Consider the following 22812-nt stretch of genomic DNA (forward strand, 5'->3'; position numbering starts at 1 on the left):
GGAGTCGGAGGAGTTCCGTGGTGACCAATCCCGCCGAGAGGCTCGTGGACCTGCTCGACCTGGAGCAGATCGAGGTCAACATCTTCCGCGGCCGCAGCCCGCAGGAGTCGCTGCAACGGGTCTTCGGCGGGCAGGTCGCCGGGCAGGCCCTGGTCGCGGCCGGCCGAACCGTGGACGCGGGCCGGCCGGTGCACTCGCTGCACGCCTACTTCCTGCGGCCGGGCCGGCCGGGCGTGCCGATCGTCTACCAGGTGGAGCGGGTGCGGGACGGGCGGTCGTTCACGACCCGCCGCGTCACGGCCGTCCAGGAGGGCCGGACGATCTTCAATCTGACGGCCTCGTTCCACCTCCCGGAGGAGGCGGGCTTCGAGCACCAGCTGCCGCCGCGGCACCTGGTGGACCCGGAGAGCCTGCCGAAGCTGGCGGACGAGATCCGCGACCACCTCGGGGCGCTGCCGGAGGCGCTGGAGCGGATGGCCCGCCGCCAGCCCTTCGACATCCGGTACGTCGACCGGCTGCGCTGGACGAAGGACGAGGTCAAGGACGCCGACCCGCGCAGCGCGGTGTGGATGCGGGCCGTCGGGCCGCTCGGCGACGACCCGCTGGTGCACACCTGCGCGGTGACGTACGCCTCCGACATGACCCTGCTCGATGCCGTACGCATCCCGGTCGAACCGCTGTGGGGCCCGCGGGGCTTCGACATGGCGTCGCTGGACCACGCGATGTGGTTCCACCGTCCGTTCCGCGCGGACGAGTGGTTCCTGTACGAGCAGGAGTCCCCGGTCGCGACCGGCGGCCGGGGACTGGCCCGGGGCCGGATCTACGACCGGGACGGGCGGATGCTCGTGTCGGTGGTCCAGGAGGGCCTGTTCCGCTCCCTGGGCTGACGGGTCACTCGTACTCGGTGCCGCCCTTGCGGGTCAGGTAGGCCGGGCTGACCGCCTTGGCGACGGCCCGGCCGCCGGTGACGGGGCTGTACCGCTCCACGGCCGGGCGGACGACCACGCCCTCCCGGAGGTGGGCGGAGCGGCCGGAGACGGTCTCGGCGCCGCTCGCGTGGGCGAGGACGGTGCCGAGGTCGTACGGGCCCTCGTACAGGCGCGGGACGAGCGGGACCTCGCCCGGCTCCAGGACGTCCGCCGGGTCGAGCCAGCGGACCTGGCCGTCGATCTCGGCGGACACGTCGAACAGCGCGTAGCCGACGGCCTCGCGGCGGGCGTCGGCGCCGTACGCCAGGTCCTGGACGCCGGAGCCGTACACCTCCCCGAAGAGGCCGACGCGGGTGGCGCCGAGCCGGGCGGCGAGCCGCTCGGCGACGGCGGGCAGCCCGTGCGCGTGGACCGCGCGCCAGTACAGGTTGCGCGGGTCTTCCTGGAGGGCGAGCCCCTTGGCGCCGAAGCCCTTGGACGAGACGTGGACGCGGCCCCCGTCGGCGACGTAGGTGAGCAGGCAGGCCGTGCCGTGGATCTTCTCGGTGAGGACGACCCGCTCGCCGGGCTCGAACACGTCGGGGTAGCGGTGCAGGTTCTCGATGTCCACCCAGGGCAGCAGGTCGGGCGCGGCCTCGACGTCGCCGCTCATGGTCGGCGGGATCGGCGGCACCCACTTGGTGATCCCGAGCAGTTCCGCGAAGTCCGTGCCGTCGGCGGCGGCCCGCTCCAGGTCGACCCCGGCGAGGGCGCCCGGCCGGCAGACGATCCCCTGCGACAGCTCCCCGCGCAGCCGCACCGCCTTCACCCGGTCCGACTCCTTCCCCGCCAGCCGGCCGGTGAGCCCCAGCCCGTCGACGAGGGCGGCGGGCAGCACGGCCTGCTCCGGGATGTAGACGGCGGTGTCGCCGGTGCGGTAGGCGCCCTTGGCGACGACGGCCCGGTAGAGCCCCACCTGGGCCAGTTCGAGGGCGTCGGCGTTCGGGTGCGGGTGGACGGTGAGGACTTCGGCGGTGACGCGCAGGGTGGACATGGTTCAGGACTCCGGTCGCTGGGGTCTCGTTCTCATCGCGCCCCACCCTGACGTGCGGCGAAATCCGTGGGCCACCGGTTTTGACGCCTGGTAGGGTCGCGCGCCGCCCGCCCCGGCGGGGTCACTCCAGACCGGGGAGGGTGTCCTGGTCCACCTCGTGGCGGCGGGTGCGGATGTCGGGGGCCGGCGGGTGGAGTTTGGCGTCGCAGGTCGGGCCGAGCCCGGTGCGGCGGGAGTCGGCGCCGGTGAGGGGGCGGCCGCAGAGCCGGCAGCGGACCGGGCGCGGCGACGCGCCGGAGGCGGAATCGACCGCGATTGCCAGCGGTTCTTCACTCATGTTGTCATCACACCCTAGTCTCGACGAGGAGAGCCCCCCATGAGTCTGTACGACATCCCGCTGAAGAACCTGGCCGGCGAGCCGGTCTCCCTGGCCGACTACCGGGACAAGGCCGTGCTGGTGGTGAACGTGGCCTCCAAGTGCGGCCTCACCCCGCAGTACGAGGGCCTGGAGCGGCTGCAGAAGACGTACGGCGAGCGCGGCCTGACCGTCGTCGGCGTGCCGTGCAACCAGTTCCTCGGGCAGGAGCCCGGGACGGCCGAGGAGATCCAGAGCTTCTGCTCGACGACGTACGGCGTGACCTTCCCGCTGCTGGAGAAGACCGAGGTCAACGGCGACGGCCGGCACCCGCTCTACACGGAGCTGACGCGGGTGGCGGACGCCGACGGCGAGGCCGGCGACGTGCAGTGGAACTTCGAGAAGTTCCTGATCTCCGCCGACGGGACCGTCACCCGCTTCCGTCCGCGCACCGAGCCGGAGGCCGCCGAGGTCGTCGCCGCCATCGAGGCGCTGCTCGGCTGAGCCCCGCGCGCTCCGGTGCCGGGCGGCCGCCCGGCACCGGGCCTGGGGTACGATCATCGGGCTCTGCACACGGCGACCGGAGGAGGTGGGTTCGATCCGCACCACGCAGGCAGGACGCTCCCTCTCGGCGGCCGTGCGACCGACCCGGTCGTAGCGGACCGCGGGGGCCTCCGCACGGCTTCCCGGAAGGTCTTCATGCCGCTCGACCCCTCTGTCTCCCTCCGCTCCACCACCGTCTCCCGACTCCGCGCCGCCGGCTGCGTGTTCGCCGAGGACGAGGCGGAACTCCTCTTCTCCGCGGCCCGTCACGCCGCCGAGCTCGACGTCCTCGTCGAGCGGCGCGCCGCCGGCCTCCCGCTGGAACACGTCGTCGGCTGGGCCGAGTTCGGCGGGCTGCGGATCGCCGTGGACCCCGGCGTCTTCGTGCCCCGGCGGCGCACCGAGTTCCTGATCGAGCGGGCCGTGGCGCTGGCCGGGCCCGGCGCGCTCTGCGTCGACCTGTGCTGCGGCTCCGGCGCGGCCGGCGCGGTGCTGCTCTCGGCCGTGCCCGGCGCGCGCGTGTACGCCGCGGACATCGACCCCGCCGCGGTGGCCTGCGCCCGCCGGAACATCGAGCCGCGCGGCGGACACGTCGTCGGCGGCGACCTCTTCGCGCCGCTGCCGGACGCGCTGCTCGGCCGCGTCGAGGTGCTGGTCGCCAACGTGCCGTACGTCCCGACCGAGGAGGTCGGGCTGCTGCCGCCCGAGGCGCGCGAGCACGAGCCGCTGGTCGCGCTCGACGGCGGCCCGGACGGCCTCGACGTGCTGCGCCGGGTGGCCGCCGAGGCCCCAGCATGGCTGGCGCCGGGCGGTCACCTGCTCGTCGAGACGAGCGAGCGCCAGACCGGCGCGGCGGTGGCGGCGGTCTCCGCGCACGGCCTCGACGCGCGGATCGTGACGTGCGGGGAGCGGTACGCGACGGTGCTCGTCGCGACCCGGGTCGCGTAGCCGGCTCAGCGGCCGAAGGTGTCGAGGGACTCGACCAGCCAGGTCCCGTCACGGCGGACGAGGTCCACCGCGAACATCGCGCCCGCGTAGACGCCCTGGTCCTGGGCCTTCGTCCGCTGCTTCCCGGCGGTGGCGACGCTGCTCTGGTCGGCGTAGACCAGGACCCGGGCGCGGTCGCCGTCGATCCGCTCGACGGCGCTCTCGGTGACGGTCGTCGTGATCACCGACTTCTGCTCGGCGGCCCGGGCCAGTACCCCGGCGAAGAGCGTCCGGTGCTGCTCGACGGCCTTGCCGGTGAGGAAGGTCTTCCCGGCCCGGGTGAAGGCGTCCGGGTCGGTGTGGTCGTAGGAGAAGAGGGCGGCGACGGCGGCGGCCGTCCGCCCCTTGATCTCGCTGGTGCGGGCGGGGTCGGTGAGGGCCGTGTTGGCGCGCGCGGGATCGTCGCGCAGCTCGCCGGCCCTGCTGTGCGCCCACCCGGCGAACCCGCCGAGCAGCAGGGTCAGGACGCACAGGACCACCAGCGGGGCGCGGTGCCGGGTCCCGCCGCCGGCTTCCGGCTCCTGGGCCCCGGACTCTTCCGTCACGGGCTTCGCCGCCGGTCGCCGCGCGGTCGGCGGCGCGGGCTCGGTCAGGACGGCGACGGGGGTGGTGGCGGCCGGCTGTTCGGCGCGGGCGCGGCGGCGGCGCTGCTGGTTGAGGTGGTGGCGGGGCGTCGGCATGGTGCGGTGTCCTTTCGGGTGCTGGCGGCTCTCTCGCGGGCGGTCGGCGTGGCCCGGTCAGCCGGCCGCGGCGCCGCCCACGGGGGCCTGCCCCAGGCCGCTGAGCTTCCACTGGCCGTCGGTGCGGGTGAGTTCGCCGAGCATGCGGCTGTCCTTCTCGGTGCTCTTGGCGTCCGGCGTGGTGACGGTGACCCGGAGGGCGACCAGCAGCCTGGCCCGTCCGGCGCGGTCGTCGAGTTCGGTGACGGCGCCGGACAGCACCCGGGCCGTGGTCACCGTCTTCGCCGCCTTCACCTGGCCGGCGAACTCGGCCCGGCCGTCGACGAGTTGTGCGTGCAGTTCGCCGGTCGTGGAGGACTCCCAGAGGTCGAGGCCCTGGTCCACCCGGCGGTGGTCGAGCGTGTTGAGGTTCTGCACCGCCTGCTCCCCGGCGGCGAGCGCCCGGTCTCGCTCGGCGGCGTAGCCGGCGGAGTCGTCGTGGGCCGCGGCGTACCAGCCCTGGCCGCCCCAGGCCGCGAAGCCGCCCGCGGCCAGGGTGAGGGCGAGGGCCACGGCCAGGGCCGGCCGGACACCGGCGGGGGTGCGGACCGCGCGTGTCATGGAGGTGCTCCCGTCTCCCGCCCGAGGTCAGCGGGCCTTGATGTCGGTGATCCGCCACCGGCCGTCCTGGAACCGGGCGGTGACGGTGAGCTGGGCCGCCGCGGCGGTGGCGGCGCCCTTGTCCCGGCGCGACACCTGGTCCAGGAAGACGAGGAGGCGGGCGCTGTCGCCGTCGAGTTCGATCACGCCGGTGCGGACGGCCTGGGTGGCGAGGGTGAGGCGCTGTTCGACCAGGCTCTCGCGGACCTGGGCGAACAGGTCGTGGTACTGGCGGGCGGCCCGGCCGGCGAGGACGGTGCCGGCGGAGCGTTCGGCGGCGTCGGAACTGGTGGGCGTGTAGGAGAAGATCCGGGCCAGGCCCTCGCCGACGTCGCCGCCGACGCGGGTGGTGGCGGCGGTGTCGGTGAGCGCCTGGTTGCGCGCCGACGGGGTGGAGCGGAGCTGGTGGGCTCCGTGGAAGAAGGCGGCGCCGGCGAGGAGGAGGGCGGTGACGGCGACGGGGACGACCGCCCCGCGCCACCGCCGGCGGACGGTGGTCCCGGGATCGGTCCCGGGCTCGGGCTCCGTGGCGGTCCCGGTACCGGCCTCGGGCTCGTGCTCGCGCTCGGTCACTCGGCCTTCTCCGCTTCTGCCACGGGGACCGCGCTGAGCGCCGCCACCCTCCACGTGTGCTCGCCGGTGCGGTTCAGGACCGCCTCCAGGCGCTTGCGGTCGGTGGTCGGGGCGCCGGAGCCCCGGGGGGTGACGTCCACGCGTACGGTCGCGATGAGCTTCGCCGTACCGGCGCGGGTGTCGAGGGCGGTGAGGGCGGCCTCGGTGACGGTGGCCCGGGCGGAGGCGCCCACCGCGGGTGCGGTGCGGCCGAGTTCGGTGGCGAGCGGCCCGGTGGCGGCGTCGCGCCAGGCGGCGATGCCGGCCACGGCGCGCTCGCGGGTGGAGGCGTCGAGGGTGTTCAGGACGGTGAGGCGCTGCCGGCCCTCGGCGAGGGCGGTGTCGCGTTCCCGGCCGAAGGAGAGCTCCTGGTCCGTGCGGGCCTGGACGTAGCTCCAGGCCCCGGTGGCGCAGAAGCCGAGGGCGACGGCGAGGGCGGCGGCGGAGAGGATCCCGGCCCGCTTCATCGCGCGCTCCCGGTGCCGAGGCCGAGGAGTCCGGCCAGGTCCGTGGGGCCGCCGGACTGGCCGGGGAGCGCGAGGGCGCCAGGCAGCGGCGGCGGGGTGCCGGGCGCCATGCGCGCCTGCGGGAGCACGGTGGCGGGGCGGGAGGGGGCGGCGGGTGCGGCGTCGCCCCTGGGGGCGTGCGCGGAGCCGCGCACGTTGATCCCGGAGGCGGCGGAACTCGTGCAGGCCGCACCGGTGTTGAGGGGCGGGGCGGTGCCGAGGTCGAGGCCGTTGCGGTAGCGGGTGGCGCCGTAGCCGGCGGTGCAGGGCAGTGGCTTGAAGAAGGTGACGGCCATGCCGATGTGGAGGCGGCCGCCGTCGACGGCGGTGGCTCCGGCGGAGACGGCGGCGGGGTAGGTCACGAGGAGTTCCTCGATGCCGCGCTGGCGGGTGAGGGCGAGTTCCGAGGTGGTGAGGAGGTTGGCGAGGACCACCCCCAGGCTCGGGTCGAGGTCGTCGAGGAGCCCGCTGACCTGGCCGGCCGCGTCGGGCGTGACGGTGAGCAGGCGGCGCAGGTCGGCGTCGGAGCCCTTGAGGGTGGTGGCGAGGGCCCGGGCGCCGGTGGCGAAGTCCCTGATGGCGCGGCTCTCGTCGGCCTGGGTGCGCAGGACGGTCTCGCCGTCCCGGATGAGCCGGGTGGTGACCGGCAGGGACCGGTCGGCGGCCTGGACGAAGGCGCTGCCGCTGTCGAGGAGGACCTGGAGGTCGTCGCCGTGTCCCTCGAACGCCTTGCCCAGCTCGTCGACGACGGTGCGGAGGGAGTCCAGGGGGACGGAGCGGGTCAGGTCGTCCATGCTGCTGAGGACGTCGGTGACGGGGGCCGGCACCTGGGTGTCGGACTGCTCGATGCGGGCGCCGTCGGCGAGGAAGGGGCCGCCGTCGCTCGCCGGGCGCAGGTCGATGTACTGCTCGCCGACGGCGGAGAGCCCGGCGACGACGGCCCGCGCGTCGGCGGGGATGCGGGGGGCGGACTTCTTGATGCGGAGTTCCGCGACGACGCCGTCGGCGGTGAGGTCGATGGCGCCGACGCGGCCCACGGAAACGCCCCGGTAGGTGACGTCGGAGTGGGGGAAGAGCCCGCCGGTGCGGGCGAGGTGGACCCGGACGGTGTAGTGGTCGGCGACGCCGACGTGGCGGCCGAGGTCGGCGTAGCGGACGCCGACGAAGCCGAGGACGGTGACGGCGATGACGAGGAACGCGAGGTTCTTCAGCCGTACGGTACGGGTGATCACCGGTGCTCGCCTCCGTCGGTCGGTGTGAGGGCCGGCAGCGGCAGGGGCGAGTCCGTGCCCCGGTCGGCGCCCCGGCCGCGCGCGGCGGGCGCGTTCGGCTCGGACGGGGTGGGCGTGGGGGTGGGCGGGGGGTCGGTCCTGGGCACGAGCGGCGGGATGACCTCGGTGCCGGGTGCGGCCGCGAGGTGGAGATAGGTGTTGAGGTAGTCGCCCTTGATGCCCTTCATCACCTCGTCGGTGAACGGGTACGTCAGCAGGACCTGGAGCGACGCGGGAAGGTCGGCGCCGGCGTCCGCGAGGGCCGTCAGGGTCGGGGCGAGGGCCTTGAGGTCGGCGACCATGTCCTTCCTGCTCGCCTCGACGGTGGAGACGGCGACGCCGGACAGGGTGTCGAGGGCGCGGAGCATGGTGATGAGGGAACCGCGCTGGTTCTCCAGCGTCTTCAGGCCGGGTGAGAGGTCGGTGAGGATGGTGCCCACGTCCTTCCTGCGGCCGGCGAGGGTGGTGGAGAGGCGGTTGAGGCCGTCGAGGGCGCGGGTGATGTCGCCGCGGTGCGCGTCCAGGGTGGTGACGAGGGTGTCGACGCGCCTGAGCATGGAGCGGACCTGGGGTTCGCGTCCGCCGAGGGCCGCGTTGAGTTCGCGGGTGATGGTCTTGAGCTGGTTGACGCCGCCGCCGTTGAGGAGCAGGGAGAGGGCGCCGAACACCTCCTCGACCTCGGTGTTGCGGCTGGTGCGGGCCAGCGGGATGACGCTGCCGTCGGTGAGCCGGGCGCCGGTGTCCGGCCGGGCGGCGGCCTGCCGGACGGCGGTCGTGGACGGCCGGGCCGGGGCGACGAGCTGGACGTACTTCTCGCCGAGGAGGCTGGACTGTTCGACCCGGGCCCCGGCGTCGGCGGGCATCCGGACGTCGCCGTTGATCTCCAGGGTGACGCGGGCGGACCAGGTCGCCGGGTCCAGTTCGATGGCGCTGACGCGGCCGACGGCGACGTCGTTCACCTTGACCGCGGCCTGCGGCACCAGGCTCAGGACGTCGGCGATCTCGGCGGTCACGGTGTAGGGGTGGTCGCCGAGGTCGGCGCCGCCGGGCAGCGGCAGGTCCTCGATGCCGTCGAAGCGTACGGACGGCGTGGGGATCGCGCCGAGGGCGACGGCGAGTCCGAGGCCCAGGGCGACCGCGCCGGTGGCCGCGGCGCCGGCGGCGCGTGCCGAGGGCAGGCGGGGGCGTCTCACCGGTCCTCCTCTGCGGGGCTGGTGGGCGTGGAGCCGGCGGCGGCTCCGGTGACGGGCAGCGGGAGCAGCGGTCCGCCCATGCTGATCTCGTTGAGGTCGGCCCGGCCGTGGAGGGTGCGGGTGTCCTTGTCGTAGGCGCCCACGAGGTTGCCGGCGGCGAGCGGGGCGACGTCGAGGGCCTCGGCGAGGGAGGCGCGCTGGTCGACGAGGGTCCGCGTGAGGGGGACGAGCCGGTCGACGTTCTTCTTCAGTTCGCCGCGGTTGTCCTTGATGAAGGTCTTGACCTGGGCGAGGGCCGTGCCGAGTTCCTTGAGGGCGGCGGCGAGGTCGTCCTTGTTCTCGGCGAAGTAGCCGACGACCTCGTCGAGGCGTTCCTGCGCGGTGCGGACGTCGCCGTCCTTCTCCTTGAGCATGGTGGTGAAGGTCTGCAGGTTCCCGAGGGTGGCGAACAGCTCGGCGCTGCTGCCGTCGAGGGTCTTGGCGGCCTTGCCGAAGCGGTCGATGGAGCCGCCGATGGCGGCGCCGTTGCCCTTGAGGTTCTTCGCGCCGGTGTCGAGGAGCGCGGAGAGGGCGCCGGTGGAGTTGGCGCCGTCGGGGCCGAGGGCCCGGCTGAGGTCGGTGATCGAGGCGTAGAGCTGGTCGATCTCGACGGGGGTGCGGTTGCGGGAGGCGGGGAGTTCGGCGCCGTCGTCGAGGGCGGGGCCCGAGGTGTAGGCGGGGGCGAGCTGGACGTAGCGGTCGGCGACGATGCTGGGGGCGACGACGAGGGCGCGGGCGTCGGCGGGGATCCGGACGCCTTCGTCGACGCGGAGATCGACCCGTACGCGGGTGCCCTGGGGCTCCACGGACTCGACCTCCCCGACGCGGACGCCGAGGACGCGCAGGTCGGATCCGGCGTAGACGCCGATCGCACGGTCGAAGTAGGCGGTGACGCGGATGCCTTCGTCGTCGAGGGCGCGGACGGCGACGAGGCCGCAGGCGGCGAGCACCGCGAGGGTGAGGCCGGCGGCGAGGGGTCTTCTGGTCCTGGTCATCGTGCGCCGCTCTCCTTCGCCGTCGTGTTCTGCTTCGGCGTCGTGTTCTGCTTCGGCGTCGTCTGCTGCTTCGGCGGTATGCAGCCGGTGGTGGGCAGGGAGCCCTCGGGCAGGTAGCCGCGGGGCACCACGCCGCAGAGGTAGCTGTCGAACCAGCGGCCGCTGCCGAGGGTGTTGCCGACGAGCCGGTAGTAGGGGCCGACGAGGGCGAGCGTCTTGTCGAGCCGGCCGACGTTCTTCTCCAGGACGTCGGTGACCCTGCCGAGGGCCTTCAGCGTCGGGCCGAGCCGCCGGTCGTTGTCGGCGACGAGGCCGCCGAGTTCGGTGCCGAGGGCCCGGCTGCCCTTGAGGAGGGCGCGGATGGCGTCGCGTCGCTTGCTGAGCTCGCCGAGGAGGGAGCCGCCGTCCTCCAGGAGGAGTTCGAAGCTGGACTTCTTCTCCTTGAGGGTCTTGGTGAACCTCTCGCTGTTCCGCAGGAGCCGGGCGAGTTCGGTGTCGCGCTTGGAGACGGTGGTGGACAGGGCGGAGAGGCCGTCGACGGCGTTGCGGACGTGCGGCGGGGCGTCCTCGAAGGTCGCGGAGATGGTCCGGAAGCTCTCCGCGAGCTTCTTGGTGTCGAGGTCGTCGATGGTGCCGCCGAGGTCCTGGAACGCCTGCGTCACGTCGTACGGGGAGGTGGTGCGCGACAGCGGGATGCGGGTCCCGGGGTCCTGGCGCGCGGTGCCCAGCGGGTCGAGGGCCAGGTACTTCTCGCCGAGCAGGGTCTTGATGGCGATGGCCGCGGTCGACCGGTCGCCGACCCAGGCGTCGCCGACCTCGAAGGTCACCTTCACCTTGGGGCCGTCGAGGCTGACGCCGGTGACCTCGCCGACCTTGACGCCGGCGATCCGGACCTCGTCGCCGGTGCCGAGGCCGGCGGCCTCGGAGAAGTCGGCGCTGTAGGCGGTGTCGCCGCCGACCAGGGGCAGCCGTTCGACGTGGTACGCGAGGGTGGCGAGGAGGCCGAGGAGGAGGAGTCCGACGACGGCGACGGCGACGGGGTTGCGTTCCTTGACGGGCTTGATCCGGAGGGGCGCTCTCATCCGCGGCACCTCGGTTCGGTCACGGCGATGCCGGTCGGCGGCTTCGAGCCGTCGGAGGTCTTCACGCCGGTCACGCGGGCCTCGCAGAGGTAGAGGTTGAACCAGGAGCCGTACGAGGAGAGGCGGGCGAGGGCGGTCATCTTGTCGGGGGTGCGGGCGAGGAACCGTTCGAGGGCGGGCGTGTGGTCGGCGAGGGTGCCGGAGAGCCGGCCGAGTTCGCCGATGTCCTTCTTGAGCGGCGCGCGGGCGTCCTGGAAGAGGCCGGCGGTGGTGGTGGTCAGGTCGCCCATGGCCTGGACGGCCTCGCCGAGGGGTTTCCGGTCGGTGTCGAAGCCGGTGACGACCTTCTGGAGGGTGACGACGAGGTCCTCGAAGCCGGCCTCGCGGTCGTTGAGGGTGGTGAGGACGGTGTTGAGGTGGGTGACGACGTCGCCGACGACCTTGTCCTTGGCGGCCACGGTCCGGGTGAGGGAGCCGATGTGGCGCAGCAGGCTGTCGACGGTGCCGCTCTCGCCCTGGAGGACCTGGACGAGCGAGCCGGCGAGGTCGTTGACGTCGGCGGGCGACAGGCCCTCGAAGAGCGGCTTGAAGCCGTTGAAGAGCAGGGTGAGGTCGAGGGCGGGGGTGGTGCGGTCCAGCGGGATGGTCTCGCCGTCGTCCAGGGCGCCGGTCAGGTCGCCGCTGCCGCGGCCGAGGGAGACGTACCGCCGGCCGACCATGTCGAGGTACTTGACGGCGGCGGTGGCGGAGCGGGGCAGGGTGCGGTCCTCGCGGACCGTGAAGGTGACCTGGGCGGTGCGGCGCTCCACGACGCGGACGTCGGTCACCTCGCCGACCTTCACTCCGGCGATGCGCACCGAGTCGCCGGCGACGAGCCCGGTGACGTCGGTGAACAGCGCCTTGTAGGAGCGGGTGGCGGAGCCGACGCCGGTGTCGGCGATGCTGAAGCCGAGGACGGTGGTGGCGACGGCCGTGACCAGGACGAAGGCGAGGGACTTGAGGACGGTGCCGGTGAGCGGTGCTCTTCTCATCGGAGGGTCACCTCCGCTCCCCGGAAGGCGGGCCCCGCGAGCAGACTGCTCCAGTCCGGCAGCTCCCCGGCCGGCCGCTGCGCGCCGGGGGCGAGGAGTTCGGTGACGAGGTCGTTCTCCTGCGGGGAGTTGGCCGGGCCGAGGTCCTGGTCGGCCACGGCGGAGGCGCGGGCGGCGGGTGCGACCGGGACGCCGAGGTAGGGCACCGGGTGGCAGCGGGGGCCGCCGCCGGAGCCGTACCGGGGGGTGTCGCGGCCGGGGACGTACGCGCCGCGCGAGGGCACGGTGGTGACGTCCACGTGCAGCCCGGGCCGGTCGGTGCCCTTGCCGAGGGCCTTGTCCATGGCGGGCACGAACTGGGCGAGGGTGCGCAGGGTGCAGGGGAAGGACGAGGAGTACTCCGCGAGCAGTTCCAGGGTGGGCCGGCTCTTCGCGCTGAGCTTGATGACCGTGTCCTTGTTCTTGCGGAGGAAGGCGGTGAGGTCCTGGGCGGTGCGGGTGGTGGCGCCGAGGGTGCCGGAGAGCGCCGCCTCCTGCTCGGCGAGGGTGCCGCTGGTGGTGGTGAAGTCGGTGAGCGCGGTGAGGATGTCCGGGGCGGCGTCCGCGTAGAGGTGGCTGACCTTCACGAGTTGTTTCAGATCCCGGGTGAGGGCGGGCAGTTGGGGGTTGAACCGCTTGAGGTGGCCGTCGAGCCGGGCGAGGGTGTCGCCGAGCTTCTCGCCGCGTCCTTCGAGGGCCTGGGAGACGGCCGACAGGGTGGCGGAGAGCTTCTGCGGCTGGACGGCGGTGAGCAGCGGCAGGACGTCGTCCAGGACCTGCTGGAGTTCGACGGCGTTGCCGGAGCGGTCCTCGGGGATGACGGCGCCGGGGGCGAGCGGCTCCGGGGAGGGGTTCGCGGGGGGTACGAGGGCGACGAACCGCTCGCCGAAGAGCGTCGTCGGCAGCATCTGGGCGCGGACGTCGGAGGGGACGTGGCCGAGGGCGCCCGGGTGCAGGGCGAGGGTGAGCCGGGCGCCGTCGCCGGTGGCGTCGATGGCGCGGACCTCGCCGACGACGACGCCGCGCAGTTTCACCTCGGCGCCGAGATGCATCTCGTTGCCGACGCTGCCGGTCTCGACGGTGACGGGGTCGGAGTCGGTGAACCTCTTCTCGTAGACGGCGACCGCCAGCCAGGCGAGCAGCGCGGGGACCAGCAGGAAGACGACGCCGGCGGACCGGCGGCGCAGGGTCTCTCCTCGTGGAGCGTTCATCTCACCCCGCCACCTTCACGGTCGTGGTCGCGCCCCAGAGGGCCAGCGACAGGAAGAAGTCGGTGACGCTGATCAGCACGATGGCGTTGCGTACGGACCGGCCGACGGCGATGCCGACGCCGGCGGGGCCGCCGGAGGCGCGGAAGCCGTAGTAGCAGTGGGCGACGATCACCATCACGCTGAAGATCAGCACCTTGAGCATGGAGAGCAGGACGTCGGTCGGCGACAGGAACAGCTCGAAGTAGTGGTCGTAGGTGCCCTGGGACTGCCCGTTGAAGAGCACCGTGACGGAGCGGGAGGCCAGGTAGGAGGAGAGCAGGCCGACCGCGTAGAGCGGGACGATGGCGACGACGCCCGCGATGATGCGGGTGGTGACCAGGTAGGGCATGGAGCGGATGCCCATGCCTTCGAGGGCGTCGACCTCCTCGTTGATGCGCATGGCGCCGAGCTGGGCGGTGAAGCCGGCGCCGACGGTGGCGGAGAGGGCGAGGCCGGCGACGAGCGGGGCGATCTCACGGGTGTTGAAGTAGGCGGAGACGAAGCCGGTGAAGGCGGCGGTGCCGATCTGGTCGAGGGCGGCGTGGCCCTGGAGTCCGACGACGGTCCCGGTGAAGAGCGTCATCGCGATCATCACGCCGACGGTGCCGCCGACGACGCCGAGGCCGCCGGAGCCGAAGGCGACCTCGGCGAGCAGCCGTTGGACCTCCTTGAGGTAGCGGCGCAGGGTCCTGGGGACCCAGAGCAGCGCCCGTACGTAGAACAGGAGCTGGTCGCCGGAGCGGTCGAGCCAGACGAACGGGGAGGCCATCCGCCTCAGCCTCCCTTCGGCGGGACGATCTGGAGGTAGAGGCCGGTCAGCACCATGTTCACGAAGAACAGCAGCAGGAAGGTGATGACGACGGCCTGGTTGACGGCGTCGCCGACGCCCTTGGGTCCGCCGCGGGGGTTGAGTCCGCGGTGGGCGGCGACGATTCCCGCGATGAACCCGAAGACGAGGGCCTTCAGTTCGCTGACGTACAGGTCGGGCAGCTGGGCGAGGGCGGAGAAGCTGGAGAGGTAGGCGCCGGGGGTGCCGCCCTGGAGGACGATGTTGAAGAAGTAGCCGCCCAGGGTGCCGACGACGGAGACCATGCCGTTGAGGAGGACGGCGACGGCCATGGTGGCGAGGACGCGCGGGACGACGAGCCGCTGGACCGGCGAGACGCCCATGACCTCCATCGCGTCGAGCTCCTCGCGGATCTTGCGCGAGCCGAGGTCGGCGCAGATCGCGGAGCCGGCGGCGCCGGCGATGAGGAGGGCGACGATCAGCGGGCTGGCCTGCTGGATGACGGCGAGGACGCTGGCGCCGCCGGTGAACGACTGGGCGCCCAGCTGCTGGGTGAGGGAGCCGACCTGCAGGGCGATCACGGCGCCGAACGGGATGGAGACGAGGGCCGCGGGCAGGATGGTGACGCTCGCGACGAACCAGAACTGTTCGACGAACTCCCGGAACTGGAAGGGTCTGCGGAAGACGGCCCGGCCGACCTCGGCGGCCAGGGCGAAGAGCCGGCCGGTCTGCCGCAGCGCGCCGGCGATCACGAGCCGCCGCCGGTGGCCGGGATCGGGGCGGTGGGCGTGCCCGCGTGCGCCGCGTAGGTCGCCTCGATGGCGGCACGGGCGGCGGGCGGCAGCGTGTCGAGCATCGAGAGGACGCGCTGCCGGCGCCGGACGACGGCGGCGCGCGGGGGCAGCCCGGGCGAGGGCTCCAGCTGGGGGACGAGGGCGCGGGGCCCGGCCGGCGGGGCGGTGGGGGCGTGGCCGGCCTCGGCGGCGAGGGTGGCGGCGTCCTTCTCCTCGGACATGCCGATGGGGCCTTCGCGGCGGCCGGCGAGGAACTGGGTGACGACCGGTTCCTCGCTGGTGAGGAGGACTTCGCGGGGGCCGAAGGTGACGAGTTCGCGCCGGAAGAACATCCCCATGTTGTCGGGGACGGTGGCGGCGATGTCGAGGTTGTGGGTGACGATCAGCATGGTCGCGTCGATCCGCGCGTTGAGGTCGATCAGCAGCTGGGAGAGGTAGGCGGTGCGGACCGGGTCGAGTCCGGAGTCGGGCTCGTCGCAGAGCACGATCTGGGGGTCGAGGACGAGCGCGCGGGCCAGTCCGGCGCGCTTGCGCATGCCGCCGCTGATCTCGCCGGGGAGCTTGCCCTCGGCGCCGAGCAGGCCGACGAGGTCGATGCGCTCCATGACGATCTTCCGGATCTCGGACTCCCGCTTGCGGGTGTGCTCGCGCAGCGGGAAGGCGATGTTGTCGAAGAGCGTCATCGAGCCGAAGAGGGCGCCGTCCTGGAACATGAGGCCGAAGAGTTTCCGGGTCTCGTAGATGTCCCGCTCGGGGCTGCGGACCATGTCGACGCCGTTGATGAGGACGCGGCCCTGCTGGGGTTTGAGCAGTCCGATGAGTGATTTCAGGAAGACGGTCTTTCCGGTCCCGGAAGGGCCGAGCATGACGCTCACCTCGCCGGCCGGCAGCGTCAGCGACACGTCCTGCCAGATGTTCTGCCTGCCGAAGGACATGGTCAGCCCCTCGACGACTACTTCGATTCCCATCCCACCTCCAGCAGACGTGCGGGGCGCGTGCGCCGCGGGCGCACGGTAGGCCGTTCCGGATCACCCGGACAATAGGTGTGGCGCATATTCATTGATCCGCTCCCGCGTTTGTCACCGCGCAGACAAAGTCAGGGGGTGTTCTTGTCTCCGCCGCGACAGGATGTCGCGCCGACCTGCGGCTGAGCGTCGACTCCCGGGGAACGCTACGGCTGAGTAACCTCGCCGGGCAATACCGGATCCGGAGTTTTCACGGAACCGCGTCCGGCGGCGCCCGCTTTATCAGCCCGGAGACAATGCGGCGGACTTTTTTGTCACGCACCGGAGAAGTATGCGAAGTTGGCCGACGGACCCCCTTCCCGACCTCGTATGATCGATCAGAATTGTCGACATTACGCACTCCGGAACCAAGCGGATTCCCGCCACCGCTCACCCTCTTGACAGGCATTAAGGCGTCTTCAAAGAATCATGGTTCGCGGCATTGTTCGGCTAAGTTTCCCGCAAGTAACGTCATTTTCGCGGCGGGAGGTCGGCCGGTTCGCCGGCCGTTCCCTCTCCGCCGCGGCACCCCCACCGAAGCACCCTCTGCCGGTCAATCCCCAAGGAGAGTCCCAGAGCCATGAAGAAGACCACCAGAAACCTGGCCGTCGTCGCGGGAGCCGCCGCCTCCGCCTTCGCCCTCGCCGTCAGCCCCGCCTCCGCGGTGGCCTCGACGGTCTGGACCGTCACGCCCTCGCCGGCCGGCTTCACCGCGGTCAACAGCGGGAACATCGTGCTCAGCGTCAACGGCATCGCCATGACGTGTACGAAGTCGAACGCCGCGGGCACCATGCAGAGCGCCACCGGCAACCCGGCCACCGTCGGCTCCATCAGCACCATGGTCTTCGGCGCCAGCGGCGTGCCCTGCACCAGCGTGCTGGGCAACGTCGTCACGACCCCGACCACCCCGTGGGCCGTGAAGGTGTACGACTACACCGCCTCGACCGGCGTCTCCAAGGGCTACATCGACAACGTCGACGCCAAGGTGACCGTCGGCGCCTGCGTCTTCCGCGTCACGGGCAAGGCGTCCGGCACGTACACCAACTCCTCCGGCACGCTCGCCGTGAGCAGCGCGGCCGGCGAGCTCACGGTCGTCTCCGCGACCAACTGCGGCAGCGCCGTCCCGGTCGGCTCCAAGCCGACCTTCAAGGGCAACTACCTGGTCAAGGTGGCCAACACCACCACCATCCCGAAGATCGTCGGCTCCAACCCGTAAGGGACCGAGACCCCGCGTCCGCCCGGCCGGCACCCCCGGCCGGGCGGACGCGGCCCTGTCCGCGCCCCTCGCCGGCCCCTTCCCCCGCCGGCGCACGAACGACCCGAGCGGAGCACCCGATGAGAGGCCCCGGGCCCACCCCCCGATCCACCCGCGCCCGCGTGCGCGGCGCGACGATCGCCGCGTTCGTGGCGCTCGCCCCCCTGCTCCCGGCCGCGGCCGTCGCGGTGGGGACGCTGAAGGTCGACGCCGCGCTGCCCTATGTCTGCACCCTGCCCTCGGGAGCCCGGCCCGCGACGGTACGCGTCACGGCGGCGTTCCCCGAACGGGCTGCCGTGGGCGAGGAGATCCGGCCCACCGACGTGACCACGACCGTGGAGCTCCCGCCGGAGGCCGTGGCCGACCTCACCGCGCTCGGGGCCGCCACCGTACGGGCCGAGACCCGGCTGACGGTCGGCGTGGCCCAGCACGAGCGGCGCGCCGAGGTCGTCTGGAGCGGTACGGCCGAGCCCGTCGCCGTCCCCTCCGAAGGCCCGCTCACGCTCGCCACCAGCGGTGACGTGCCGACCCTGACGACGGACAGCGCCGGCGAACTGGCCCTGGCCGCCGGCGGTCTCGCCCTCGACCTCGCCCCGAGCACCGCCGACGGCGCGGCCACGACCCCCGCGTCCCTCTCCGTCGTCTGCGTCCCCGGCCCGGACGCGGAGGGCCGTACGGAACTGGCCCGGGTCCCGGTCGGCACCGGCGAACCGGGCACCCCGCCGGCGACGCCCGCCCCGCCGACCTCCCCGGTCCCGTCGACGCCCGCCGCTCCGTCCGCCCCGTCCCCCTCCTCGGGCCTCCCCCTGCCGCCGCGCCCGTCGGACCGGACTCCCCCGGCGGGGACGGGCACCCCCGACGGCACGGTCCCGCTCCCCGGCCCGAAGACGCCGGACGCCGGGCCGCGGACCGGACGGGGCCTGACGCCGGCCGACGAGCCCTCGCCCGGCACGCAGGAGCTCCGGCCCCCCGTGCCGCCGTGCGTCACCGAGAAGCCGACCCCGCTGTCCCTCTCGGCGTACATCACCGGCTACGCCAACGTGCGGAAGCTGAACGGCGCCAGCCTCGTCCCGGAGACCTGCGTCCTGCTCGAACAGGGTCTGCCGCAGTTCGAGGTGCGGCCGGACGGAAGCATGCACGTCGTCACGCCGGCGGAGGGAAACCTCTACCACCACGGGCGCGAGGAGACCCCGCCCTTCGAGGCCACCTTCCTGACCTTCGGCTTCGCCCCGACCAAGGCGACCCTGGTCCTGGAGCAGTCGGGTCCCCTCACCGTCGTCTCGGACGTCCTCCTGATCTTCCCCACCAACATCCTCACGACGCACGTCCGGGTCCCGCTGACCCTGCGCGTCCTCGACGTCGAGGTGAACGGCACCCGGCTGGACGTCGGCCCGTCCTGCCGCACCGAGCGGCCGCTCTCCTCGCCCGAGCCCGAGCCCGCCAAGTACCCCGGCGACCATCTGGTGCTCGTCGGCAAGGGAAGCCAGACCCTCCCCGACCCGCCCGTCGGCTACATCCTCACCGGCGGCGGTCCGCTCACCGGCGAGGTGACCATCCCCGCCTTCACGGGATGCGGCACCGGCGGCGAGGACCTCGACCGGCTCCTGACCGCCGCCATCTCCGGGCCCGGCAACCACATCAAGCAGATGCAGGGCAGCACCTGCTCCGTGGGCGTCGAGTCGCCCCCCATGGAGTTCTGCACCCAGGACCTCCAGCCCCGCCAGGTCCCGAAGCCCGAGCGCTGACCCGCGCCGCCACCCGGCCACCCCGGCCCCCTTCCACCGAAAGGCCTCCGCCATGCCCCTCGTCACCGCCCGCACGAAGCTGGCCACCGTCGCCGCCCTGACCGCCCTCGGCGCCTTCGCCTCCATGGGCTCGGCCACCGCGGCCGCCCCGGTGCTGAACGGCGGCTGGGCGCCGTCCACCCGCTGCCCCGTCGACGCCCCGGCGATGCTCGCCTCGGACGGCCTCGACCGGTCGCCGCAGTGCGTCGTCTCGTACTCCCTCAGCGGTTCCATCAAGCTGGGCAACACCACGGTGACGACCGGGAGGACCAACCTCCAGATGGGCGTCGTGCAGAACGCCGACGGCACCAACGCGGTCGTCGGGCCGGCCGGCGGTGCGCTCATCGCCGACTCCGCCACCGTCCCCGGCGGGCTGATGGGCCTGATGTGCCCGAGCGACATCCCGTTCATCACCGACATCTGCCGGCAGCTGTCGGACGCGAACCTCAACAAGATCACCGCCACGATGGAGTCGGTGGGCACCCCGTCGGACTTCGACCAGATCGCGGGCGTCCTCACCGACCAGCCGATCGTCACCATCCCGGTCCGCATCCGCCTGCAGAACCCGTTCCTCGGCGACAACTGCTACATCGGGACGAAGGCCGACCCGATCCTGCTCCGCCCCAAGAACCGCACGGCGCCCGAGTTCGGCGTCGAGCGCTTCGACGGCGACGGCACCGCGAACGAGGAAGGCGACATGAGCCGGCTCGACCTCCTCGGCGCCACCCAGTACGACGACTCCTTCGCCGTGCCCGGCGCGAGCGGCTGCGGCCTCGGGTGGTTCGGCATCATCGACGCGGCGGTCAACCTGAAGACCGGCCTGCCCTCCGCCGCCGGCAGGAACCGGCTGACGCTCGACAACACGCAGACCTTCCTGACCGGCCTGTTCGCACCCGGCATCGCCGCCCCGGAGGCCGGCAGGGTCTTCTCGCGCAACTGGCACTCGGCCGTCAACTAACGGCCACCCAGGGGTGATTACCGGCCGACTCGACCGCCCACCCCCTTGCCTGAGAGCTGAGTCTTGCTCAACTTGTGTACACCACACATCAGTTGCCCTAGCTTTCAGCAGTCCACATCGGTACGTACCTGACGGTCCCTGCGGCGCCCGCCCTCCCCGGACGGGCGCCGCAGCGCCGCTCCCCCACCGGTCACGTAGCAGAGCAAGGGATCGGTCCATGCCCTCAGTCGCCCAGTCACCGGAGCTCGGTGAGCCGCTCGATCCGCTGCCCCGCGAGTTCGCCGCCCTGATGAGACCGGAGATCCCGGGCCTCATCAAGGAGATCGGCGTGGAGATCGAGCGCGCCTACCCCGTGTACGCCCACCTCTTCAACGGGCCCCACTCGGACGCCATCCGCCAGGGCGTCGAACAGGCCCTGGCCGCCTTCGTGGACCGCGTCGACCATCCCGGCACCCAGTCCGCCCTCCGCGACGAACTCCTGCGCCAGTTCGGCCGGGTGGAGGCGTACGAGGGGCGGGACCTCGACACGTTACAGGGCGCGTACCGGCTCGGCGCCCGCATCGCCCTGCGCCGGGCCAAGAGCATCGGGCGCACCTACAACCTCTCCCCCACCCTGATCCTGGCCTTCGCGGACGCCCTCTTCGCGTACGTGGACGAGCTGGAGGCCCTCTCCCGGGAGGGATACGTCACCGTCCAGAGCCGCGCGGTCTCCGACGTGTCCGCGCTGCGCAGGAAACTGCTCCACCTCGTCGTCGCCGGACCGCCGCTGCCCCGCGCGACCATCGCCGAGCTCTGCCGGGAGGCGTCCTGGCAGCTTCCCGCCGAGTGCACCCTGGTAGCCCTCCGGCCGCCCGCCACCGGCGTCCTCCAGACGCGGCTGGACCGGGACGTCCTCGCCGACCTCAGCCTGCCGCACCCCCATCTGCTGGTCCCCGGCGCGCTGACCGCGGACCGCCGGGCGATGCTCGACTCCGCCCTGGCCGGCACGCCCGCCGTGCTCGGTCTCACGGTGCCCACCGCGCAGGCCGCCCACTCGCTGCGCTGGGCCCGGCGGGTCCTCCAGCTGATCGACGAGGGCATCGTGCCGGACGCCGCCTCGGTGGCCTGCGAGGACCATCTGACGACGCTGTGGCTGCTCGCCGACCCGGCCCTGACGGACCAGCTCGCCCGGCGCGAACTGGCCCCTCTCGACGGCCTGTCGGGCACCCGGCGGGAGCGGCTGGTCGAGACCCTGCGGGTGCACGTCTCCACCCGGGCCCCCGCCGAGCAGGTCGGCGAACTGCTCGGCGTGCACGCCCAGACGGTCCGCTACCGCCTGCGGAACCTGGACAACCACTTCGGCGACCGGCTCCTGGACCCCGACCGCCGCTTCGCCCTGGAGGCCGCGCTGCGCTCGCTCCACCTCCACGGCCGCAGAAACCCGGACTGAGCCCGGGCCGGCTAGGTCGTTTCTTTCGGATCAGGCCGGATCATGGAGCGGCGTCTGGTGCGTGCGCTCGCAAGGCGGAGGAGGGAGTCGACGCGGTGGGGGCACCTCCCAGCGGTAGCTGGGGGAGTCGGCGACCGACGACAACGCCGCGAGCGTGCGTGCCAGACGCCGCGAGCCCGGCATGATCCGGAAGAGACGGCCTAGGCCCGGGGGACGAGACGGCAGCGCGCCGGGCCGGCCGCCTGGAGGGTGATCGCGGGTGCGACCGGCACCTCGGTGTCGACGGCCTCGAAGCCGTGGCGCTGGAGGATCATCGCGAGCGCGATCACCGACTCCAGCATGGAGAAGTGCTGGCCGATGCAGGCCCGCGGCCCGCCGCCGAAGGGGAACCAGGCGTAGCGGGGCCGCGCGGCCTCCGCCTCGGGGGTGAAGCGGTCCGGGTCGAAGCGCTCGGCGTCGTCCCAGTAGGCGGGGTGCCGGTGGGTGACCCACGGGGAGACGATGACGTCGGAGCCCGCCGGTATGACGACCCCGCCGACCGTCGTCTCGGCGACGGCCCGGCGGCCGATGACCGGCGCGGCCGGGAAGAGCCGCATGGCCTCCTTGAGGACCCGCGTCACGTACGGCAGGGCGTCGAGGTCGGCGGCGCCCGGGGTGCGCCCGTCCAGGACCCGGTCGACCTCCTCGTGGGCGCGCCGCTGCACTTCCGGGTGGGTGGCGAGGAGGTGGAGGGCGAAGCCGATCGAGGTGGCCGTCGTCTCGTGGCCGGCGACCAGGAAGACGAGGACCTGTTCGCGGAGTTCGGTGGCGTCGAAGGCGCCGTCCTCGGCGCTCTCGGCCCCCATGAGCAGCGTCAGCAGGTCGTCGCCGTCGGTGCCGGTCCGCCCGCCGGCCTTCCGCTCGGCGATGATCCGGTCGCACTCCTCGTACAGTGCTTTGTGCAGGGCGGCGGCCCGGCGGTTGCCGGGGGTGGGCCAGTCGCGGGGCGGCTTGACCGGCGAGTAGCCGCGGCGGAGCACGTACGAGCCGACGCCGGGGAAGCAGCGCTCGACGACCTCGACGGCGGAGTCCACGTCGGTGCCGAAGAGGATGCGGGCGACGGCGCGCAGCGCGAGCCGGGTCGACTCGTGGAGGACGTCGACGGAGGTGCGGCCCGTCTTCTCCCACTCGGTGACGAGGGTGCTGACCTCGGTGGCGATGGCCTCGGCGTAGCCGTCGACGCGGCGCTTGGTGAAGAGCGGCTGGACGAGCCGGCGCTGGCGCAGGTAGTCGTCGTCCTGGCTGGTGAGCAGGCCGTTGCCGAAGGACTCGCGGATCTCCTGGTAGAAGGCGTTGTCCTTGCGGAAGTTGGCGGACTCGCCGGCGAGGACCTGCTGGACGCCCTCGGCGGAGAAGACGCCGTAGACCTGGGAGCGGATGCCGGGCGGCCCCGCGGTGATGCGGACGACGTCGCCGTGGTCGCGACGGGCGCGCAGGAAGGTGCCGAGCGAGTCGTTCTTCAGGTCGAACATCGAGCCGAAGACGGGCAGTCCGGTGAGGACGGGCGCTTCGGTCCGGGTTTCGGTGGTCATGTGGCATCCCTCGTGGTCGCGGCGGCGCGGTGATTGTCGCTCACAC

At 73.1% G+C, this 22812-nt stretch carries 23 protein-coding genes; 7 read left to right on the forward strand and 16 right to left on the reverse strand.

Annotation, left to right across the window (positions count from 1 at the left end):
• Positions 1-20 precede the first annotated feature (20 nt).
• Positions 21-887 carry an acyl-CoA thioesterase gene (locus ABFY03_RS06080; protein WP_319013019.1) on the forward strand — a complete coding sequence of 289 codons (867 nt, stop codon included), beginning with the start codon at positions 21-23 and terminating at the stop codon, positions 885-887.
• 4 nt (positions 888-891) lie between these two features.
• Here ABFY03_RS06080 and ABFY03_RS06085 read toward each other — a convergent pair whose 3' ends face one another.
• Both ABFY03_RS06085 and ABFY03_RS06090 read right to left on the reverse strand, forming a co-directional pair.
• Positions 892-1962, reverse strand: a complete 1071-nt coding sequence (locus ABFY03_RS06085; protein ID WP_346169395.1) for an RNA ligase (ATP) — start codon at positions 1960-1962, stop codon at positions 892-894.
• A gap of 121 nt (positions 1963-2083) precedes the next feature.
• A complete protein-coding gene (locus ABFY03_RS06090) occupies positions 2084-2299 on the reverse strand; it encodes a DUF6011 domain-containing protein (protein ID WP_319013017.1) in 216 nt (71 codons plus the stop codon).
• Positions 2300-2338: 39 nt separating this feature from the next.
• Here ABFY03_RS06090 and ABFY03_RS06095 point away from each other — a divergent pair, with 39 nt between their 5' ends.
• Positions 2339-2821, forward strand: coding sequence for a glutathione peroxidase (locus ABFY03_RS06095; RefSeq protein WP_319013016.1), 483 nt, complete (start codon positions 2339-2341; stop codon positions 2819-2821).
• Between the two features lie 195 nt (positions 2822-3016).
• Complete coding sequence (locus tag ABFY03_RS06100) at positions 3017-3808, forward strand: putative protein N(5)-glutamine methyltransferase (protein WP_346169396.1); 792 nt, start codon at positions 3017-3019, stop codon at positions 3806-3808.
• A 5-nt stretch (positions 3809-3813) separates the two neighbouring features.
• Here the strand turns inward: ABFY03_RS06100 and ABFY03_RS06105 are convergent, their stop codons facing one another.
• From ABFY03_RS06105 to ABFY03_RS06165, 13 genes are read right to left on the reverse strand one after another with little or no spacing between them, the layout of a single operon-like run.
• Entirely contained in the window at positions 3814-4527 is a 714-nt protein-coding gene (locus ABFY03_RS06105; protein WP_346169397.1) for a hypothetical protein, read from the reverse strand.
• A gap of 57 nt (positions 4528-4584) precedes the next feature.
• Entirely contained in the window at positions 4585-5127 is a 543-nt protein-coding gene (locus tag ABFY03_RS06110) for a nuclear transport factor 2 family protein (RefSeq protein WP_319013013.1), read from the reverse strand.
• Positions 5128-5154: 27 nt separating this feature from the next.
• Entirely contained in the window at positions 5155-5739 is a 585-nt protein-coding gene (locus tag ABFY03_RS06115) for a hypothetical protein (protein ID WP_346169398.1), read from the reverse strand.
• Positions 5736-6245, reverse strand: coding sequence for a hypothetical protein (locus ABFY03_RS06120; RefSeq protein WP_346169399.1), 510 nt, complete (start codon positions 6243-6245; stop codon positions 5736-5738). Before ABFY03_RS06120 ends, ABFY03_RS06115 begins: the two co-directional genes overlap by 4 nt.
• Positions 6242-7516 carry an MlaD family protein gene (locus ABFY03_RS06125; RefSeq protein ID WP_346169400.1) on the reverse strand — a complete coding sequence of 425 codons (1275 nt, stop codon included), beginning with the start codon at positions 7514-7516 and terminating at the stop codon, positions 6242-6244. The genes ABFY03_RS06120 and ABFY03_RS06125 overlap by 4 nt, the downstream gene beginning before the upstream one ends.
• A complete protein-coding gene (locus tag ABFY03_RS06130; protein ID WP_319013009.1) occupies positions 7513-8748 on the reverse strand; it encodes an MCE family protein in 1236 nt (411 codons plus the stop codon). The genes ABFY03_RS06125 and ABFY03_RS06130 overlap by 4 nt, the downstream gene beginning before the upstream one ends.
• On the reverse strand, positions 8745-9782 hold the full coding sequence (locus ABFY03_RS06135) for an MCE family protein (protein ID WP_319013008.1): 1038 nt from the start codon (positions 9780-9782) through the stop codon (positions 8745-8747). The genes ABFY03_RS06130 and ABFY03_RS06135 overlap by 4 nt, the downstream gene beginning before the upstream one ends.
• Complete coding sequence (locus tag ABFY03_RS06140) at positions 9779-10864, reverse strand: MCE family protein (RefSeq protein WP_346169401.1); 1086 nt, start codon at positions 10862-10864, stop codon at positions 9779-9781. Before ABFY03_RS06140 ends, ABFY03_RS06135 begins: the two co-directional genes overlap by 4 nt.
• Positions 10861-11895, reverse strand: coding sequence for an MCE family protein (locus tag ABFY03_RS06145; RefSeq protein ID WP_346169402.1), 1035 nt, complete (start codon positions 11893-11895; stop codon positions 10861-10863). Before ABFY03_RS06145 ends, ABFY03_RS06140 begins: the two co-directional genes overlap by 4 nt.
• Positions 11892-13145: an MCE family protein gene (locus ABFY03_RS06150; protein ID WP_346169403.1), complete on the reverse strand. Its 1254-nt coding sequence runs from the start codon at positions 13143-13145 to the stop codon at positions 11892-11894. The genes ABFY03_RS06145 and ABFY03_RS06150 overlap by 4 nt, the downstream gene beginning before the upstream one ends.
• A 1-nt stretch (position 13146) precedes the next feature.
• The gene (locus tag ABFY03_RS06155) at positions 13147-13953 is read right to left on the reverse strand and encodes an MlaE family ABC transporter permease (RefSeq protein ID WP_346169404.1); all 807 of its coding nucleotides are present in this window, start codon (positions 13951-13953) and stop codon (positions 13147-13149) included.
• Between the two features lie 5 nt (positions 13954-13958).
• Positions 13959-14723, reverse strand: coding sequence for an MlaE family ABC transporter permease (locus ABFY03_RS06160; RefSeq protein ID WP_319013003.1), 765 nt, complete (start codon positions 14721-14723; stop codon positions 13959-13961).
• Positions 14720-15733 carry an ABC transporter ATP-binding protein gene (locus ABFY03_RS06165; protein WP_346169405.1) on the reverse strand — a complete coding sequence of 338 codons (1014 nt, stop codon included), beginning with the start codon at positions 15731-15733 and terminating at the stop codon, positions 14720-14722. Before ABFY03_RS06165 ends, ABFY03_RS06160 begins: the two co-directional genes overlap by 4 nt.
• Before the next feature lie 616 nt (positions 15734-16349).
• Here ABFY03_RS06165 and ABFY03_RS06170 point away from each other — a divergent pair.
• From ABFY03_RS06170 to ABFY03_RS06185, 4 genes are all read left to right on the forward strand, one after another.
• Positions 16350-16985 (forward strand): hypothetical protein, encoded by a 636-nt coding sequence (locus tag ABFY03_RS06170; RefSeq protein WP_319013001.1) that lies wholly within the window; start codon positions 16350-16352, stop codon positions 16983-16985.
• 161 nt (positions 16986-17146) lie between these two features.
• Positions 17147-18769, forward strand: coding sequence for a DUF6801 domain-containing protein (locus ABFY03_RS06175; RefSeq protein WP_346169406.1), 1623 nt, complete (start codon positions 17147-17149; stop codon positions 18767-18769).
• Positions 18770-18821: 52 nt separating this feature from the next.
• A complete protein-coding gene (locus tag ABFY03_RS06180; RefSeq protein ID WP_319012999.1) occupies positions 18822-19766 on the forward strand; it encodes a hypothetical protein in 945 nt (314 codons plus the stop codon).
• A 217-nt stretch (positions 19767-19983) separates the two neighbouring features.
• The gene (locus ABFY03_RS06185; protein ID WP_346169407.1) at positions 19984-21195 is read left to right on the forward strand and encodes a PucR-like N-terminal domain-containing protein; all 1212 of its coding nucleotides are present in this window, start codon (positions 19984-19986) and stop codon (positions 21193-21195) included.
• 200 nt (positions 21196-21395) lie between these two features.
• Here the strand turns inward: ABFY03_RS06185 and ABFY03_RS06190 are convergent, their stop codons facing one another.
• On the reverse strand, positions 21396-22766 hold the full coding sequence (locus ABFY03_RS06190; protein WP_346169408.1) for a cytochrome P450: 1371 nt from the start codon (positions 22764-22766) through the stop codon (positions 21396-21398).
• Positions 22767-22812: the final 46 nt, after the last annotated feature.

The organism is Streptomyces roseofulvus (genome assembly GCF_039534915.1).
Classification (GTDB): domain Bacteria; phylum Actinomycetota; class Actinomycetes; order Streptomycetales; family Streptomycetaceae; genus Streptomyces; species Streptomyces roseofulvus.